Origin of the sequence: Azoarcus sp. PA01, assembly GCA_001274695.2 — a bacterium.
GTDB lineage: Bacteria > Pseudomonadota > Gammaproteobacteria > Burkholderiales > Rhodocyclaceae > Aromatoleum.
This window is the reverse complement of record LARU01000004.1, coordinates 1,147,268-1,162,763: the sequence shown is the minus strand read 5'-3', so window position 1 is coordinate 1,162,763 and position 15,496 is coordinate 1,147,268. Positions and strand designations below refer to the sequence as shown.

Sequence of the window (15,496 nt, the reverse complement as noted above, 5' to 3'; positions counted from 1 at the left end):
TGGCAGGGGCGGTCTGACCGCCTGCTGCGCCTTCACGGCCGCGGCGACCGGCGAGAAGAAGGAACTCCCGCACTCCCGGCGGGTGTCCGCAATCTTTCGGACAGGAAGAAAAGACTTGAAACCGACCGACATCAGCGCGCCCGACTACCTGCACAAGGTGGTCGACTGCCAGTGGGCCTGTCCGGCCCATACCCCCGTCCCCGAATACATTCGCCAGATCGCGGCAGGCGATTTTGCCGCGGCGTACATGCTCAACTGGCGCTCGAACGTGTTCCCCGGCATTCTCGGGCGCGTCTGTGACCGCCCCTGTGAGCCGGCGTGCCGGCGCGGGCGCGTCGACAAGGAGCCGGTGGCGATCTGCCGGCTGAAGCGCGTCGCGGCCGACTTCAAGGAAGACATCCACGAGCGGCTGCCGAAAGCGCCGACCGTGAAGAACGGCAAGCGCATCGGCTGTATCGGTGCCGGCCCCGCGTCGCTGACGGTCGCGCGCGATCTGGCGGTGCAGGGCTATCAGGTGACCGTGTTCGACAGCGGCCAGTCGGCCGGCGGCATGATGCGTAGCCAGATCCCGAAGTTCCGCCTGCCCGACAGCGTCATCGACGAGGAGTGCGGCTATGTCGCCGGTCTCGACGTCGAGCTGCGCCAGGGCGAGTGGATCGGCAGCCTGCGTGAACTGCTCGCCGACAACTGGGATGCGGTGTTCGTCGGCACCGGCGCACCGCGCGGGCGCGACGCGGATCTCCCGGGGCGCAAGGAAGCGGCGGCGCACATCCACGTCGGCATCGACTGGCTCGCCAACGTCGCGTTCGGCCACGTCACAAGCATTGCCCGGCGCGTCATCGTGCTCGGCGGCGGCAACACCGCGATGGACTGCTGCCGCTCGGCGCGGCGCTTGGGCGGCGAAGAGGTGCAGGTCGTCGTCCGCAGCGGCTTCGACGAGATGAAAGCGTCGCCGTGGGAGAAGGAAGACGCGCTGCACGAAGGCATCCCGATCCACAATTACTTGGTGCAGAAGGCGTTCACGCACGACAACGGGCGCCTGACCGGCGTGCTGTTCGAGAAAGTGCAGGCCGAATACGACGCCGACGGGCGCCGTTCGCTGGTGCCGACCGGCGAGCCCGACGTGCATATGGAATGCGACGAAGTGCTGCTCGCGATCGGCCAGGAAAACGCTTTCACGTGGATCGAGCGCGACATCGGCGTCGAGTTCGACCGCTGGGGCATGCCGGTGCTCGACGAGCGGACGCTGCAATCGACGCTGCCGCGCGTGTTCTTCGGCGGCGACGCGGCGCTCGGACCGAAGAACATCATCACCGCGGTCGCGCAAGGGCACGAAGCGGCGATCTCGATCGATCTGTTCTGCCGCAATGAGCCGCTCACGAAGCGCCCCGGCCCGCTCGTCAATCTCGTCAGCCAGAAAATGGGCATCCACGAGTGGAGCTACGACAACCACGTGTCCGAGGAGGCGCGGCGCAAGGTGCCGGTGAAGACGCTCGAGGAGGCGCTGAAGGACATCAAGCTCGAATTCGAGCTCGGCTACGACCTCCAACTCGCGTGCGGCGAAACGGAACGCTGCCTCAACTGCGACGTCGCGACAGTGTTCACGCCGAAGCTGTGCATCGAGTGCGACGCCTGTGTCGACATCTGCCCGACCGAATGCATCACGTTCACCGCTAACGGCGAAGAGGACGAACTGCGCGCCCGGCTCAAGGTGCCGGCGAAGAACCCCGAGCAGGCGCTGTACCTGGCCGAAGGGCTCAAGACCGGGCGGGTGATGGTCAAGGACGAGAACGTCTGCCTGCACTGCGGCATGTGCGCCGAGCGCTGCCCGACCGGCGCGTGGGACATGCAGAAATTCACTATCGACATAGCACAAGCCGGAGCGGAGGCGCCCAGGTCATGAAAAGCGCACAATCGATCGCAAGCATCAACGACTTCGTCATCAAGTTCGCGAACGTCAACGGCTCGGGTTCGGCCTCGGCCAACGAACTGTTCGCGCGCGCGGTCATGCGCATGGGCGTGCCGGTCGCGCCGCGCAACATCTTCCCGTCGAACATCCAGGGGCTGCCGACGTGGTACGAAGTGCGCGTGTCCGAAGCGGGCTGGCTCGGCGCGCGCGGCGGCTGCGACATGATGATCGCGATGAACCCGCAGACCTGGGACCGCGACGTCGCGAGCCTCGATGCCGGCGGTTATCTCTTCTACGACTCGACGAAACCGATGCCGGCGTCGAAGTTCCGCGACGACATCACCGTGCTCGGCGTGCCGCTGACGGCGATGTGCAACCGCGAATACACCGATCCGCGCCAGCGCCAGCTGTTCAAGAACGTCATGTACGTGGGCGCCTTGATCGCGCTGCTCGACATGGAGTTCGGCGTCGCCGAAGCGCTGATCGTCGATCGCTACCGCGGCAAGGATCCGCTGATCCAGGCCAACGTGCATGCGCTGCGCCTCGGCTACGACTATGTGCGGGCGTATTTGCCGTGTCCGATCGGCCTGACGATCAGGCGCGCGGACGCCGTCGGCGACCGTATCTTCATCGACGGCAACAGCGCGTGCGGGCTCGGTGCGGTGTATGGCGGCGCGACGGTGACGGGCTGGTACCCGATCACGCCGTCGACGTCGGTCATCGAGTCCTTCACGAGCTACTGCCGCAAGTACCGCACCGACCCCGACAGCGGGCATGCGCGCTACGCCGCGGTGCAGGCCGAAGACGAGCTCGCGTCGATCGGCATGGTCATCGGCGCGGCGTGGAACGGCGCGCGCGCTTTCACCGCGACCTCCGGCCCCGGCATCTCGCTGATGCAGGAATTCTTCGGTCTGGCGTATTTCGCCGAGATTCCGGCGGTGATCTTCGACGTGCAGCGCGGCAGCCCGTCGACCGGCATGCCGACGAAGACGCAGCAGTCGGATCTCGTCGCCTGCGCGTACGCGTCGCACGGCGACACGCGCCACGTGCTGCTGTTCCCGGAAAACCCGTACGAATGCTTCACGTTCGGCGCGCTCGCGTTCGATCTCGCCGACCGCCTGCAAACGCCGGTGTTCGTGCTCTCCGACCTCGACATGGGCATGAACGAATCGCTGTGCAAGCCGTTCGACTGGGACGACAGCCGCCGCTACGACCGCGGCAAGCTGATGACCTACGAAGAGCTCGAAGCGGGCAAGGACTTCGGCCGCTACCTCGACGTCGACGGCGACGGCATCCCGTATCGCACGATCCCCGGCACGCATCCGACCAAAGGCGCGTACTTCACGCGCGGCACGACGCGCAACGCGTACGCGAAATACAGCGAGTCGGGCGCCGACTACGTCTACAACATGGAGCGGCTGCGCAGGAAATTCGATACCGCGAAAAACCTCGTGCCGGCGCCGGTGCTGCACGCGGCCTCGCAGCCGACACGGTTCGGCGCGATCCACTACGGTTCGACGAGTCCGGCGATGGCCGAAGCGAGCGCGCTGCTCGAAGCCGACGGCATCCACGTCGACACCTTGCGCGTGTGCGGCTTCCCGTTCTGCGACGAGATCCTGCAGTTCATCGCCGATCACGAGCAGGTGTTCGTCGTCGAGCAGAACGAGAGCGGGCAGCTGCGGTCGCTCCTGATCAACGAAGGCGAGATCGATCCGAAGAAGCTCGTGCGCGTGCTGCATTACGACGGCTCGCCGATCACCGCGCGCTTCATCAGCGGCCGAATCGCCGATGCCCTGTCCGACCGCAAAATCAGCCCGATCCGCAAGGTGGCCTCATGACCTATCTCGCCAAACCGAAACTCCTCAGCGCCGACGCGCCGCGTAACGCGCTCGGCTACACGCGCCGCGACTACGAAGGGGCGATCTCGACGCTGTGCGCGGGCTGCGGCCACGACTCGATCAGCGCGTCGATCGTGCAGGCGTGCTTCGACCTCGACATCGAGCCGCACAAAGTCGCCAAGCTCTCGGGCATCGGCTGCTCGTCGAAGACGCCGGATTACTTCCTCGGCAACTCGCACGGCTTCAACTCGGTGCACGGGCGCATGCCGTCGGTGCTCACCGGCGCGGCGCTCGCGAACCGCAACCTGCTGTATCTGGGCGTGTCCGGGGACGGGGATTCGGCCTCGATCGGCATCGGCCAGTTCGCGCACGCGATGCGGCGCGGCGTGAACATGACCTACATCGTCGAGAACAACGGCGTGTATGGGCTGACCAAAGGGCAGTTCTCGGCCACTGCCGACAAGGGCTCGAAGAGCAAGAAAGGTGTTCTCAACAGCGACAGCCCGATCGACCTCGCCGCGCTCGCGCTGCAGTTGGGTGCCACTTACGTCGCGCGCAGCTTCTCCGGCGACAAGGAGCAGCTCGTGCCGCTGATCAAGGGGGCGCTGCGCCACAACGGCCCGGCGCTGATCGACGTGTTGAGCCCGTGCGTGACGTTCAACAACCACAGCGGCTCGACGCGCAGCTACGACTACGTGCGCCAGCACAACGAAGCGGTCAACCGCGTCGAAGTGATCCTGCCGCGCGACCCGATCGAGACCTCGTATCCGCCGGGGTCGCTACGGCGCATCGTGCAGCACGACGGCTCGATCCTGCACCTGAGAAAGCTCGACGTCGACTACGACCCGTCGGATCGCATCGGCGCGATGAACCACCTGCAGGAACGCCAGGCGCTGGGCGAGATCGTCACCGGCCTGTTGTACGTCGACAGCAGCGCGCAGGACATGCACAGCCACCTGAACACGGTCGAAAAGCCGCTGAACCAGTTGGGCGACGCGTATCTGTGCCCGGGCAGCAAGGCGCTCGAGGCGCTGAACGCATTGCTCAGATAAGCTCCGGCCCGCAGCATGCTCTTCGGCGTGCTGCGCCGCCGCGCAACTTCTAATTCATCTCGATCCAGCGCCGGCCGCCGGTCACGAGCTCGTACAGGCGCCAGCCGCTGCTCCTATCGCCGCCCGCCGCACGGCCGCACAGGCCGTAGCGGAACGGCGTGTCGCCGCGCCCCGGAATCTCGAAGCGCAGGTCGCCAAAGCCGGCACAGCGGTTCACCGGGGCGATCTCGGCATGGTCGAACACCGGGAACATCGCGAACCAGCGGTAGAACGCGAACTCCTCGGCCGCCCACACTTCCCGCGCCAGCGCTTCGACGTCGCCGCCGCCGAACTTCGGCCGCGTCTCCCATTGCGCCAGCGCCACCGGCCGGTACGGTGCCGAGAGGCGGCGGATGAAGGTGTCATCGGGCCGCGCTTCGAGCACTTCGCTGCGCCGGGTGTTGAGATGGGCGTAGTGATAGCGCGTGCCGTCGAACATGATCGCCGTCCAGTTGAACGGCGAGGCCGGGCGGGGCGCCGCATCGACGACCACCGGCTCGATTCCGTGCTCGGCCGCATACGCACGCGCGGCCTCGATCGCTTCGCTACGACCGACCGCTCCGACACCCACCCAGCCGGTGACGAGCACCAGCGCGACTGCGGCGGGCACTTTGCTGCGGCGCCAGACTGCGCTCGCGACGAGGCCGGCAACGAGCAGTCCGGTCAGCACCAGGTCGATGATGAAAGTCGTGCCCAAGCCGAATCGGCGATCCGACAACGGCGCGAAAATCATCGTGCCGAACTGGGTGATCAGATCGCCGGCGATATGGATCAGGATCGCCGCGCAGGCGATGCTGTAAAACGTTCGCCAGCCCGGCCGGAGGGGTTGATGACGGCCGGCGAGGGCGGCGAACCCCCACGCGAGCAGCATTCCCCACAGCGGCAACAGCAGCAGCGAATGCGTGACTCCGCGGTGGCCGCGCAGGTACGCGATGTCCGACACGTAGCCAAGGACGAAATCGAGATCCGGGAATGCCGCGGCGGCAGCGCCGGCCGCGACCGCCTGCCATAGCCGCGGAGCGGGTGTCGCAGCCGGAGTCGATCCGGGAGAAGGGCGCGGCGCGAGCAGGCGCCCGGCCAGTGCGCCTGACAGAGCGTGGGTCAGCGTATCCATACGGATTCGAGAAAGCGGAGATGCGACGGTTCATTTTCGCACGGCTCCCGGTCGTCACTCCGGCGTGGTGCCGATTATCGATCGGGTTGACCTGTGTCAGCGTTCGCCGTCGGCGGGCTGTCTTCACCGTCCCTGTCGACTACATTTGAAGTGAACCTCGAGGAATTTCTGACAGTGCGGAGAGAATCATGACGAATCGTTGTCTTGACCTGATCGTGAAGGATCACAGCCCGGTAACGCTCGCTCCTGCCGATACGATACGGAGCGCTTGCGAGGCGATGCGGGAACGCAGCGTCGGGGCGGTACTCGTCGTCGAAGGAGGGCGGCTCGCCGGCATTCTGACCGGCCGTGACGTGGTCAGGGCGATCGCCGACGGCCGTGATCCGGGCACACCGCTTTCGATGGTGATGACGCCGGACCCGGACACGATCGCCGGCGAATGCACGGCGATCGACGCGCTGCGCATGATGAGCGACGGCGGCTATCGCCACCTGCCGATCGTCGATGACGGCACCATCGTCGGCGTCGTCTCGCGCGGGGACTTCAAAGGCCTGGAACTGGACCGGCTCGAAGAAGAAACCTGCCTGTGGGAGCGGATCTGCTGAAGGAACGCGCATCCCGGGAGGCGAAGGTCGCGGCGCCGATTGCCGGCCCGCACGTTGCCTCTTGGGATGCTGCGCTTGCGAAGTGCGGACGGAGCGGGTAAAAAGCCGCACGGTCGGCCGATGCATGCCGTTCCCGTTGCGGGCGGGCGACGGCGAATGGCGGCGCAGGTCGGGCGAAATCCTGTCCCCCGACCCTCCCTTCGCAAGTCCCCCTTCGCAAGTTAATGTCAATCTGGAAAGAGCGTCTTCGTCGCCTCGTCGGGCTGGTTCAGCGTTACCCGAGAATCCTCGCTCTGTTCGGATTCGTCTCCGGCATCGCCAGCTTCGTGCTCGTCGACCGGCAGGAGGAGTTTGCCCGCGTCATTCCGCTGCTGATGCTGCTGAGCTGGATGTGGCTGATGCTCGAGAATGTCCTGAGCCGCAGCCTGGCGCGCCGCTTCGGGCATGAACTGCCGGCGGGGGTGCTGCGCTACGCGACGCAGATGATCCACCAGGAGAGCCTGTTTTTCGTCCTGCCGTTCTTTTTCGTGACGACCGCGTGGAACAGCGGCCAGGCATTCTTTTCCGCGCTGCTGCTCGTCGCGGCGCTCGTCGCGATCGTCGATCCCGTCTATTACAAATGGCTTGCGCCGCGGCGGTGGAGCTATCTCGCGTACCACACGCTGACGCTGTTCGCCGTGCTGCTCACCGCGCTGCCGATCCTCTTTCACCTGACGACGCCCGAAAGCTACAAGCTGGCGATCGCCGTCGCGGTGGTGCTGTCATTGCCGAGCCTGTCGCGCAACGTGCCGTTCGACGGATGGGGACGGTGGGCGGCGCTCGGCGCGTTGTCGCTCGCGCTGGGCGCGACCGGCTGGCTGGCGCGCTCGTGGGTGCCTCCGGCCACGCTGTGGCTCACCGATGTCGCCGTCACCGCGAGCCTCGACGAGCGCACGCCGGCCGAGAGCCTCGGGACGGTCACGAGCGCGCAGCTGCGCTCGACCGGACTTTTCGCCTACACCGCGATCCGCGCGCCGCGCGGGCTGGACGAGCGGGTCTACCATGTGTGGCAGCACGACGGAAGCGAAGTCGATCGCATCGCGCTCGACATCACCGGCGGCCGGGAAAGAGGCTACCGATCCTGGACGCATAAAAGGAATTTTCCCGATAATGCGGTCGGGCGCTGGCAGGTCCGGGTAGTGACGGAGGCGGGCCAGATGATCGGCGCGCTGCGGTTTCGGGTCGTGGACTGAATCGGCCGCGAGGCTTTTCGCGGGCACAACAAACCATCAGGGAGATCGGCAATGCAACAGGGAAGCAGGCGCAGGAGCGGTTTTGTGATCGGCGTCGCATTGATCGCGACGTTCGCGGCGGGCGCGGCGCTTGCCGACAAGCCGGATTGGGCAGGCGGCGGCAAGCCGGACAAGCACCAGCAGAACGAGCGGCGCGGCGATGACCGTCCGCAGCGCGCTGGCGAGCCCGAGCGGCGCGGCGGCGATGACGACCGTGAGCGGCGCGGCGACGAGCGGGTCTCCCGCCAGCGCGACAGCGACCGGCCGGGCGTGAACATCCGTTTCGGCGACCGCGAACGCGTCGTCATCCGTGAATATTATTCCGAGCGGGTCCGTGCCGGCTCCTGCCCGCCCGGTCTGGCGAAGAAAGGCAACGGCTGCATGCCGCCCGGGCAGGCAAAAAAATGGTCGGTGGGCAGACCGCTGCCGCGGGACGTGATCTATTACGATCTCCCGCCGGCGATCGTCGTCGAACTCGGCGTGCCGCCGCGCGGCCACCGCTACGTGCGCGTCGCGGCCGACATCCTGCTGATCGCGATCGGCACGGGCATGGTCGTCGACGCGATCGAGGATCTGGGCCGGATGTAAAGGCCGGCCGACAATCGACGCAACGCCCCGAGAAACCGCACACTCCCGGATCGACATGACCAACAGGCCGACCAGAATGAAGGATTCCCCCCATCCCGGGTGGCACGACGAGACGCGCGTGCTGCACGGCGATGCGCATCTCTCCGATGACGCCGCGATCGTCGCGCCGATCTACTACACCGCGACGTTCAGGGCGTCCGACGCCCGCGACTTCGCCGAGCGCGCGAACACGCCGCGTCACCCGGGCTTCTACACGCGCTACGGCAACCCGACGCACCAGCGCGTCGAAGCCATCCTGGCCGAGCTCGAAGGCACCGAATCCGCGCTGCTGACCGCTTCGGGCATGGGCGCGATCAGCACGACGGTGCTGGCACTGGTTTCGGCCGGCGACCACGTGATCGCACAGCAGCGCCATTACATGAGCACCGCGAAGCTGTTCGACGAAGTGCTGCCGAAGTTCGGCGTCAGCGTCTCGTTCGTCGAGCAGAGCGATCTCGCGGCGATCGAAGCCGCGATCCGGCCGAACACCCGGCTGATGATGTTCGAAACCCCGGCGAACCCGACGCTCGTGGTGACCGATCTCGAAGCCGTCGCCGCCCTCGGGCGCAGCCGCGGCATCCTCACCATCGCGGACAACACTTTCGCGTCCCCGCTGAACCAGAAGCCGCACGAGCTCGGCATCGACATCGTCGTGCATAGCGCGACCAAATACCTCGGCGGGCATCACGACCTGATGGCGGGTGTCGTGTGCTGCTCGGAAGCGCTTGCCGAGCGCATCTGGCGCATGCATGTCACGCTCGGCGCGGTGCTGTCGCCGATGGATGCGTGGCTGCTGCTGCGCGGCCTGCGGACCCTGCCGGTGCGCATCGAGCGGATCAACGCGACGGCGCTCGCGTTTGCCGGCTGGCTTGAAGCGCAGCCGCAAGTCGAGCAGGTGTTCTACCCCGGCCTCGAGAGCCATCCGCAGCACGCGCTGGCGAAAAAGCAGATGAAAGGCTACGGCGCGGTGATCGCGTTCGCGGTCAGGGGCGGATTCGACGCGACCGAGCGCTTCGTCGCGTCGCTCGAACTCGCGACCCACGGCGTGAGCCTCGGCGGCGTCGAGTCGCTGGCCGTGCACACCGCGGCGATGTGGTCGGGCACGATGAACGAGGAGCAGATGAAAGCGGCCGGCATCGCCCCGAACTTCGTCCGGCTATCGATCGGCCTCGAGCATCTCGAAGACCTCAAGGCCGATTTCGCCCAGGCATTCACGCGGTCGTGAATCGCGTGTTCTTCGCTTTCGCCCGGACGACGCTGGCGCCGCCGGGCGTCCGCGCAAAGTCCGCCGGGCGGTGTCGATTTTCCGTTCCAGATGTCACGGGAACCTTGCTGGTCGGGTGGGCGTCTGCACTGTGTTTGCCGGGGAAGAGATCAAAGTGAACCTGCAGAAGATCTACACCTCATTGCTCACCGCAGACCTTTCGGCGGCCGAAAGCTGGTATACGAAGCTGCTCGGTCGTGGACCGGATAACCGGCCGATGGACACGCTGTTGCAGTGGGAACTCTTCGATCACGTCGGGATAGCGCTTTCAACAGACGACGAAATCGCCGGCAGGGGCGCGATGTTCCTTTACGTCGACGACCTCGGGGCCGAGCGCCTCAGGCTGCAGGGCCTGGGAATTGTGCTCGGGAACGACATTGAGGGCGACTACTCGACGTTGGCGCAAGTGCATGACCTTGATGGCAATCTGCTCACACTGGCGACGCCGCCTTCGCGACCCTTTCCTCCAGCGTGAATGGACCGGAATGACAGGTAGGGGTCGAACCCGGACCGACATACATGGAAAGAACTGCTTCTCGGGTTAATTTCGGAACGATCGGCAGCGCTCAGCATGAGACGATCGCGAAGTCCCGGCCCGCAGGAGCCGTTCGACGGACGTTCGTCGAGCGTCACTTTGGCGCATCATTTGATCCGCATGACAACCCAGTGACAGAATCCTTGTTGGATGCGGACACCTTGCGGTGTTTCAGCTCCCGCTTACAATTGGACGCCCGCTTGCGGGGACACCAAACATGCGTAGGGACGGGCGTTTCCGCCAAAATCGCGCCAGCCGCTTATGCAGCAGGCGCGAGCTTATCCGTCAATATTGACGTCCACACCACGTCAAACCCCGAAAGGAGACGCCGTGAACATCGAGCAGTTCATGAAAGCCTACAAGGCGGCATGGGAGGAGCGCGATGAATCCAGGTTCGCGGCGCTCTTCACCGCCGACGGCGAATACCACAATACGCCGTTCGCCGTCCAGCGCGGCCACGTGCAGCTCGCCGAATACTGGCGCCGCGTCAAGCTGCAAGAGGATGTGCAGGTCGCGTATGAAGTGCTGGCCACAACCCCTTCAGGGGGCATCGCGCATTGGCACGTGACGTACCAGGTGGCCTCCGAGGAGCTGTTTCAAATCTGGGCCAAGTCCACTGGCACCAATCTCGTGGCACGCAAGCCGGGTGACCCACTGCCCAGAATGGTTCTCGACGGTCTGCTGAAAGCCGAATTCGATGGCGAGCTTTGCAAGCGCTGCGAGCTGTGGTGGCACAGCATGCCGCAGGAATCATGAGGATGGCTTCGCCGTGGCCTAACCCCTTGTCGAGCGGACATGCCACGAGGCTTCGTCCGCCGCGTCATGCCGCTCATTTCAAACGCTGAGGCGGATCGGTCGCGCAAAGCTGACGCTTTTTCGGAAATAGCGGTTCGTCGCCTCTGCGTCGCTTGCCGATACACCGGATGACGTCGTTTTCGCGATCGCGGGAACGCGATGAACGCGCGCTCACGATCGAGTCCGACCTGCCCTATTCTAGCCGTCCGACGTTATTTTCTGCGACGCCCGCCGCCGCTCACCACGACGTCTCGCGCTCCGCGGTCGCCGAGATGCGGTGCAGCGACAGGTCGGCGCCGGCGAATTCCTGTTCGGGGTCGAGCCGCAGGCCCATCGTCGCCTTGATCGCGCCGTAGGTCACCGTACCGCCGGCGAGCGCGACGCCGATGCCGGCGAGCGTTCCGATCGCTTGCGCGGCGATGCTGACGCCGCCGAGGCCGCCGAGCGCCGTCGAGCCGAAAATTCCCGCCGCGACGCCGCCCCACGCGCCGCACAGGCCGTGCAGCGGCCACACGCCGAGCACGTCGTCGATCTTCCAGCGGTTCTGCGCGACCGTGAACAGGAACACGAACAGCGCGCCGGCGACCGCGCCGACCGCCAGCGCGCCGGCAGGGTGCATCAGGTCCGAGCCGGCGCACACTGCGACGAGTCCCGCGAGCGGGCCGTTATGCACGAAGCCCGGATCGTTGCGCCCGGCGGCGAGTGCGGCGAGCGTGCCGCCGACCATCGCCATCAGCGAGTTGATCGCGACGAGCCCGTTGACGGCGTCGAGCCGCTGCGCGCTCATGACGTTGAAGCCGAACCAGCCGACGGTGAGGATCCACGCGCCGAGCGCGAGGAACGGGATACTCGACGGCGGATGCGCCGAGATCGCGCCATCCTTGTGGTAGCGTCCGCGGCGCGCGCCGAGCAGCAGCACTGCGGGAAGCGCGATCCAGCCGCCGAACGCATGCACGACGACGCTGCCGGCGAAGTCGTGGAACTTCGCGCCGAACGCGGCTTCGAGCCAGTCCTGGAAGCCGAGATTGCCGTTCCAGACGACGCCTTCGAAGAACGGGTAGAGAAAGCCGACGATGACGAACGTCGCGATCAGCTGCGGGCCGAAGCGCGCGCGCTCGGCGATGCCGCCGGAGATGATCGCGGGAATCGCCGCGGCGAACGTGAGCAGGAAGAAGAACTTGACCAGCTCATAGCCCGAGCCGGCGACGAGGCGGTCTGCTCCGACGAAAAAATCGCTGCCGTAGGCGATCGAGTAACCGATGAGGAAATACGCGATCGAGGACATCGCGAAATCGCTGATGATCTTCACCAGCGCGTTGACCTGGTTTTTCTTGCGCACCGTGCCGACTTCGAGGAAGGCGAATCCCGCGTGCATCGCGAGCACCATGATGGCGCCGAGCAATACAAAGAGGACGTCGGCCGAGGTCTTGAACTGCTCCATGAACGGGCTCCACAGGCAAATCCGTCCGTAAAGCAAAAAACGAACCAAAAAAATTATACGTGCTCATTCAACAACTTGGAGTTGTCTTCCACGGCCTGCGCACTGCGGCAATCCCGGCCGTGGTGCATGCCGGCAGCCAGGATGCACGATGGCGGTGCGTACGCCTCGTCGCGGTGCCTCGAGGCGCGCTCACGGCGCGGCTGGCGCGTCGGGCACGTTCATGTGTTGACGGGCGCGCTGCTTCGCCGCGACGTAAGCGGCGTGAGGAATGTGGAGCAGGTCGCCGAGCTTGCGCATCAGGTGGTTTTCATGATGACTGATGTGGCCGTCGGCGAGCGCGACCTGCCACAGCAACTCGACGATCCGCAATTTCTGTTCGGCGCTGAAGCCCTTGTTGAGCTTCGATGTGAAATGATAGAAATCGGTCGCTTCGCGGGCATGCGTTTCGGCCAGCTCGAACAGGCGCTCGAGCTCGTCGTCGGCGAGGGCGAACTTGTCACGCAGCGCCGCGAGCACGGCGTGGCGTTCCTGCGCTCCGATCTTCGCGTCACTGCGCATCACCTCGACGAGCAGCACCGCAGTGGCCAGCTGCAGCGTGTGCTGGCTGGCCGGTTCGTCTGCGGCGGGAGGGGCGTCGAACAGCGAGCGGAACAGGTCGTTGAGGGTAGGAAGCATTCGCGAAGTTCTCCGGGGTGGACGGCGGCGGCGCGCGCGGGGACGGCCGGTTCCCGTAGGGACACCGCATCGAAGTGAAGGTGCCGCGGCGTCATCGCGGCGGGAGGGGAGCAACCAGCTCGCGACGGGAGCAGGGCGCAGGTTTCCGGCGCTTCGAAGACATCGAATGGCAGGCTCGCGACGGCGTTCCAACAGGGCAGACAATGAAAAAGAATCTCGAACTCAAGCTGGCGGCCGCAATCCTCGTGCTGCTGTCGCTGATCTGGGGCTACAACTGGGTCGTCATGAAGAACGTCATGCGCTATGCCGATCCGTTCGACTTCTCGGCGGTCCGCACGCTGTTCGGTGCGCTCGCGCTGTTCGCGGTGCTCGCGCTGCGGCGTCAGCCGCTGCGGCCGGTCGCTCTCGGCTCGACGCTGCTGCTCGGCTTGCTGCAGACGACCGCCTTCACGGCGCTGATCCAGTGGGCTCTCGTTAGCGGCGGTGCCGGCAAGACGGCAGTGCTCGTCTATGCGATGCCGTTCTGGCTGCTGCCGATGGCATGGGTGTTTCTCGGCGAACGGGTACGCGGCCTGCAGTGGGTCGCCGTCGCGCTGGCGCTGGTCGGGCTCGTCTTCATCCTCGACCCGTCCAAACCGCAGGGGGATCTCTTCAGCACGATGCTGGCGCTGCTCGGCAGCGTCGCGTGGGCCGCGAGCGCGATCGTGCTCAAGCGGCTGCGCGCCCGCACCCGGGTCGACTTGCTGTCGCTGACCGCGTGGCAGATGCTGCTGGGTTCGCTCGTGCTGTGCGTCATCGCGTGGTGGCTGCCGTCCGAGCCGCCGCGCCTGACGCCGTATTTCATCGCCGCGCTGATCTACAACGGCCTGCTGGCGACGGGGCTCGCGTGGCTGATGTGGGTGTTCATCCTCGACCGCCTGCCGGCCGGCCTCGCCGGCCTGTCGTCGCTCGCGATCCCGGCCGTCGGCGTGCTGAGCGGCTGGGTCGAACTCGGTGAGCGACCGAGCGGACCCGAATCCATCGGCATGCTGTGCATCGCTGTCGCGCTCGGCCTGATCAGCGCGATCGCGCTGCGCGGCAGGCAGCTGCAGGCCCGCGCCGCTAGCGCAGGTTCTCGGAGCTGAACAGCACCACCTGGTCGGCGACGAAGCTCACCTGCACGTGCCGCTTCTCGTCGCCCCACGTGCAGCTTTTCACCGTCATCACGTCGCTGCACCGGTTCGGCGCGCCGAGCAGCTGCTTGACTTCGTCGTACGTCATGCCGACCCTGATCTTGTCGTAGTTCTCGACGGTGACCTTGCTGCACGCGGTCACGGCCACGCAGAGTGCGGCAAGGCAGAGCAGGCGGGCGAGAGTTTGCATCGGCGAATCTCCGGGGGCGGGTACAGGTGGGGTGCGCTGCCGGCGGTGTAACACGGAGTGCAGCCGAGCGTCACGTATTTTGCATCCGTGCCGCGCCGCATCGGGAGCCGCTCGCCGAACTCCGGGGCGATCACGCGAGCTGCGCGTCCTCGCCGCCTCTCGTGCGGGGAGTCAGCCCTCCGGGCGCTGCGGTGAGCGCGTCGATCCAGCCGAGCCCGTCGAGGGTGCGCGCAGCGGGGCGGTATTCGCAACCGATCCAGCCGTCGTAACCGAGGCGGTCGATGTGGGCGAACAGCCACGCGAAATTGATTTCGCCCGTGCCTGGTTCGTTGCGCCCCGGAGTGTCGGCCACCTGCATGTGCGCGATCTTCGGCAGATGGCGCGCGATCGTGTTGCCGAGTTCGCCTTCCATGCGCTGCGCGTGGTAGATGTCGTACTGGATGAAAAGGTTGTCCGAGCCGACCGCGTCGATGAGGGCGGCCGCCTGCGCGGTGCGGTTCAGATAGAAGCCCGGAATGTCCCAGGTGTTGATCGGCTCGATCAGCAAGCGGATGCCGGCTTCGCCGAGCTTGCCTGCGGCGAAGCGCAGGTTCGCGACGAAAGTCTCTTGCAGCGTGTCCGCATCGGCTCCGGCCGGCGCGATGCCGGCGAGGCAGTTGAGCTGCGCGCAGCCGAGCGCCTGCGCGTACTCGATCGCGCATCCGACACCGTCCTGAAACTCGCCGACGCGCTCGGGCTGGCACGCGATGCCGCGCTCGCCGCGCTCCCAGTCGCCTGCGGGCAGGTTGTGCAACACCTGCACGAGCCCGGCGCGGTCGAGCCGCTCGGCGATCGCCTCCTTCGGCAGCGCATACGGGAACTGGAACTCGACGCCGCGGAAGCCGGCCTGCGCAGCGGCGTCGAAGCGCTCGAGGAAGTCGAGTTCGTTGAACAGCATCGTGAGGTTCGCGGCAAATCCGGGCATTGAGG

General features: G+C 66.2%; 15 protein-coding genes. 10 read left to right on the top strand and 5 right to left on the bottom strand.

Features of this window, described 5'->3' with window-relative positions:
* Positions 1-115 precede the first annotated feature (115 nt).
* The 3 genes from PA01_17600 to PA01_17590 are packed head-to-tail and all read left to right on the top strand — an operon-like array spanning position 116 to position 4,799.
* A complete protein-coding gene (locus PA01_17600) occupies positions 116-1,903 on the top strand; it encodes an FAD-dependent oxidoreductase (protein KON80212.1) in 1,788 nt (595 codons plus the stop codon).
* Positions 1,900-3,747, top strand: coding sequence for a 2-oxoacid:acceptor oxidoreductase subunit alpha (locus PA01_17595; protein ID KON80211.1), 1,848 nt, complete (start codon positions 1,900-1,902; stop codon positions 3,745-3,747). The genes PA01_17600 and PA01_17595 overlap by 4 nt, the downstream gene beginning before the upstream one ends.
* A complete protein-coding gene (locus tag PA01_17590; GenBank protein ID KON80210.1) occupies positions 3,744-4,799 on the top strand; it encodes a 2-oxoacid:ferredoxin oxidoreductase subunit beta in 1,056 nt (351 codons plus the stop codon). Before PA01_17595 ends, PA01_17590 begins: the two co-directional genes overlap by 4 nt.
* Before the next feature lie 49 nt (positions 4,800-4,848).
* On the opposite strand, the gene PA01_17585 is transcribed toward PA01_17590, so the two are convergent.
* Positions 4,849-5,952, bottom strand: coding sequence for a metal-dependent hydrolase (locus PA01_17585; protein ID KON80209.1), 1,104 nt, complete (start codon positions 5,950-5,952; stop codon positions 4,849-4,851).
* A gap of 188 nt (positions 5,953-6,140) precedes the next feature.
* Here PA01_17585 and PA01_17580 point away from each other — a divergent pair, with 188 nt between their 5' ends.
* From PA01_17580 to PA01_17555, 6 genes are all read left to right on the top strand, one after another.
* Complete coding sequence (locus tag PA01_17580) at positions 6,141-6,557, top strand: CBS domain-containing protein (protein KON80208.1); 417 nt, start codon at positions 6,141-6,143, stop codon at positions 6,555-6,557.
* 224 nt (positions 6,558-6,781) lie between these two features.
* Positions 6,782-7,789, top strand: a complete 1,008-nt coding sequence (locus PA01_17575; GenBank protein ID KON80207.1) for a DUF2914 domain-containing protein — start codon at positions 6,782-6,784, stop codon at positions 7,787-7,789.
* Between the two features lie 87 nt (positions 7,790-7,876).
* A complete protein-coding gene (locus PA01_17570) occupies positions 7,877-8,416 on the top strand; it encodes an RcnB family protein (protein ID KON80206.2) in 540 nt (179 codons plus the stop codon).
* A gap of 76 nt (positions 8,417-8,492) precedes the next feature.
* The gene (locus PA01_17565; protein KON80205.2) at positions 8,493-9,680 is read left to right on the top strand and encodes an aminotransferase class I/II-fold pyridoxal phosphate-dependent enzyme; all 1,188 of its coding nucleotides are present in this window, start codon (positions 8,493-8,495) and stop codon (positions 9,678-9,680) included.
* A 154-nt stretch (positions 9,681-9,834) separates the two neighbouring features.
* Entirely contained in the window at positions 9,835-10,194 is a 360-nt protein-coding gene (locus PA01_17560; protein KON80424.1) for a VOC family protein, read from the top strand.
* Positions 10,195-10,584: 390 nt separating this feature from the next.
* Positions 10,585-11,010: a nuclear transport factor 2 family protein gene (locus PA01_17555; protein ID KON80204.1), complete on the top strand. Its 426-nt coding sequence runs from the start codon at positions 10,585-10,587 to the stop codon at positions 11,008-11,010.
* Positions 11,011-11,287: 277 nt separating this feature from the next.
* Here the strand turns inward: PA01_17555 and PA01_17550 are convergent, their stop codons facing one another.
* Positions 11,288-12,490, bottom strand: a complete 1,203-nt coding sequence (locus PA01_17550; protein ID KON80203.1) for an ammonium transporter — start codon at positions 12,488-12,490, stop codon at positions 11,288-11,290.
* A 189-nt stretch (positions 12,491-12,679) separates the two neighbouring features.
* Positions 12,680-13,165 (bottom strand): TerB family tellurite resistance protein, encoded by a 486-nt coding sequence (locus PA01_17545; protein KON80202.1) that lies wholly within the window; start codon positions 13,163-13,165, stop codon positions 12,680-12,682.
* A 203-nt stretch (positions 13,166-13,368) separates the two neighbouring features.
* On the opposite strand from PA01_17545, the gene PA01_17540 reads away from it, so the two are divergent.
* The gene (locus tag PA01_17540; protein ID KON80201.1) at positions 13,369-14,289 is read left to right on the top strand and encodes an EamA family transporter; all 921 of its coding nucleotides are present in this window, start codon (positions 13,369-13,371) and stop codon (positions 14,287-14,289) included.
* Here PA01_17540 and PA01_17535 read toward each other — a convergent pair.
* Positions 14,267-14,527: an outer membrane protein assembly factor BamE gene (locus tag PA01_17535; protein KON80200.1), complete on the bottom strand. Its 261-nt coding sequence runs from the start codon at positions 14,525-14,527 to the stop codon at positions 14,267-14,269. The two genes, PA01_17540 and PA01_17535, sit on opposite strands and share 23 nt — an antisense overlap.
* 130 nt (positions 14,528-14,657) lie before the next feature.
* The gene (gene hyi, locus PA01_17530; GenBank protein ID KON80199.1) at positions 14,658-15,491 is read right to left on the bottom strand and encodes a hydroxypyruvate isomerase; all 834 of its coding nucleotides are present in this window, start codon (positions 15,489-15,491) and stop codon (positions 14,658-14,660) included.
* Positions 15,492-15,496: the final 5 nt, after the last annotated feature.

Excerpts from the sequence above, each read along its gene's own strand:
- PA01_17595 (KON80211.1), top strand. The coding sequence starts at position 1,900 with ATGAAAAGCGCACAATCGATCGCAAGCATCAACGACTTCGTCATCAAG.
- PA01_17590 (KON80210.1), top strand. The coding sequence starts at position 3,744 with ATGACCTATCTCGCCAAACCGAAACTCCTCAGCGCCGACGCGCCGCGT.
- PA01_17585 (KON80209.1), bottom strand. The coding sequence starts at position 5,952 with ATGGATACGCTGACCCACGCTCTGTCAGGCGCACTGGCCGGGCGCCTG.
- PA01_17580 (KON80208.1), top strand. The coding sequence starts at position 6,141 with ATGACGAATCGTTGTCTTGACCTGATCGTGAAGGATCACAGCCCGGTA.
- PA01_17575 (KON80207.1), top strand. The coding sequence starts at position 6,782 with ATGTCAATCTGGAAAGAGCGTCTTCGTCGCCTCGTCGGGCTGGTTCAG.
- PA01_17565 (KON80205.2), top strand. The coding sequence starts at position 8,493 with ATGAAGGATTCCCCCCATCCCGGGTGGCACGACGAGACGCGCGTGCTG.
- PA01_17550 (KON80203.1), bottom strand. The coding sequence starts at position 12,490 with ATGGAGCAGTTCAAGACCTCGGCCGACGTCCTCTTTGTATTGCTCGGC.
- PA01_17545 (KON80202.1), bottom strand. The coding sequence starts at position 13,165 with ATGCTTCCTACCCTCAACGACCTGTTCCGCTCGCTGTTCGACGCCCCT.
- PA01_17540 (KON80201.1), top strand. The coding sequence starts at position 13,369 with ATGAAAAAGAATCTCGAACTCAAGCTGGCGGCCGCAATCCTCGTGCTG.
- PA01_17535 (KON80200.1), bottom strand. The coding sequence starts at position 14,527 with ATGCAAACTCTCGCCCGCCTGCTCTGCCTTGCCGCACTCTGCGTGGCC.
- hyi (KON80199.1), bottom strand. The coding sequence starts at position 15,491 with ATGCCCGGATTTGCCGCGAACCTCACGATGCTGTTCAACGAACTCGAC.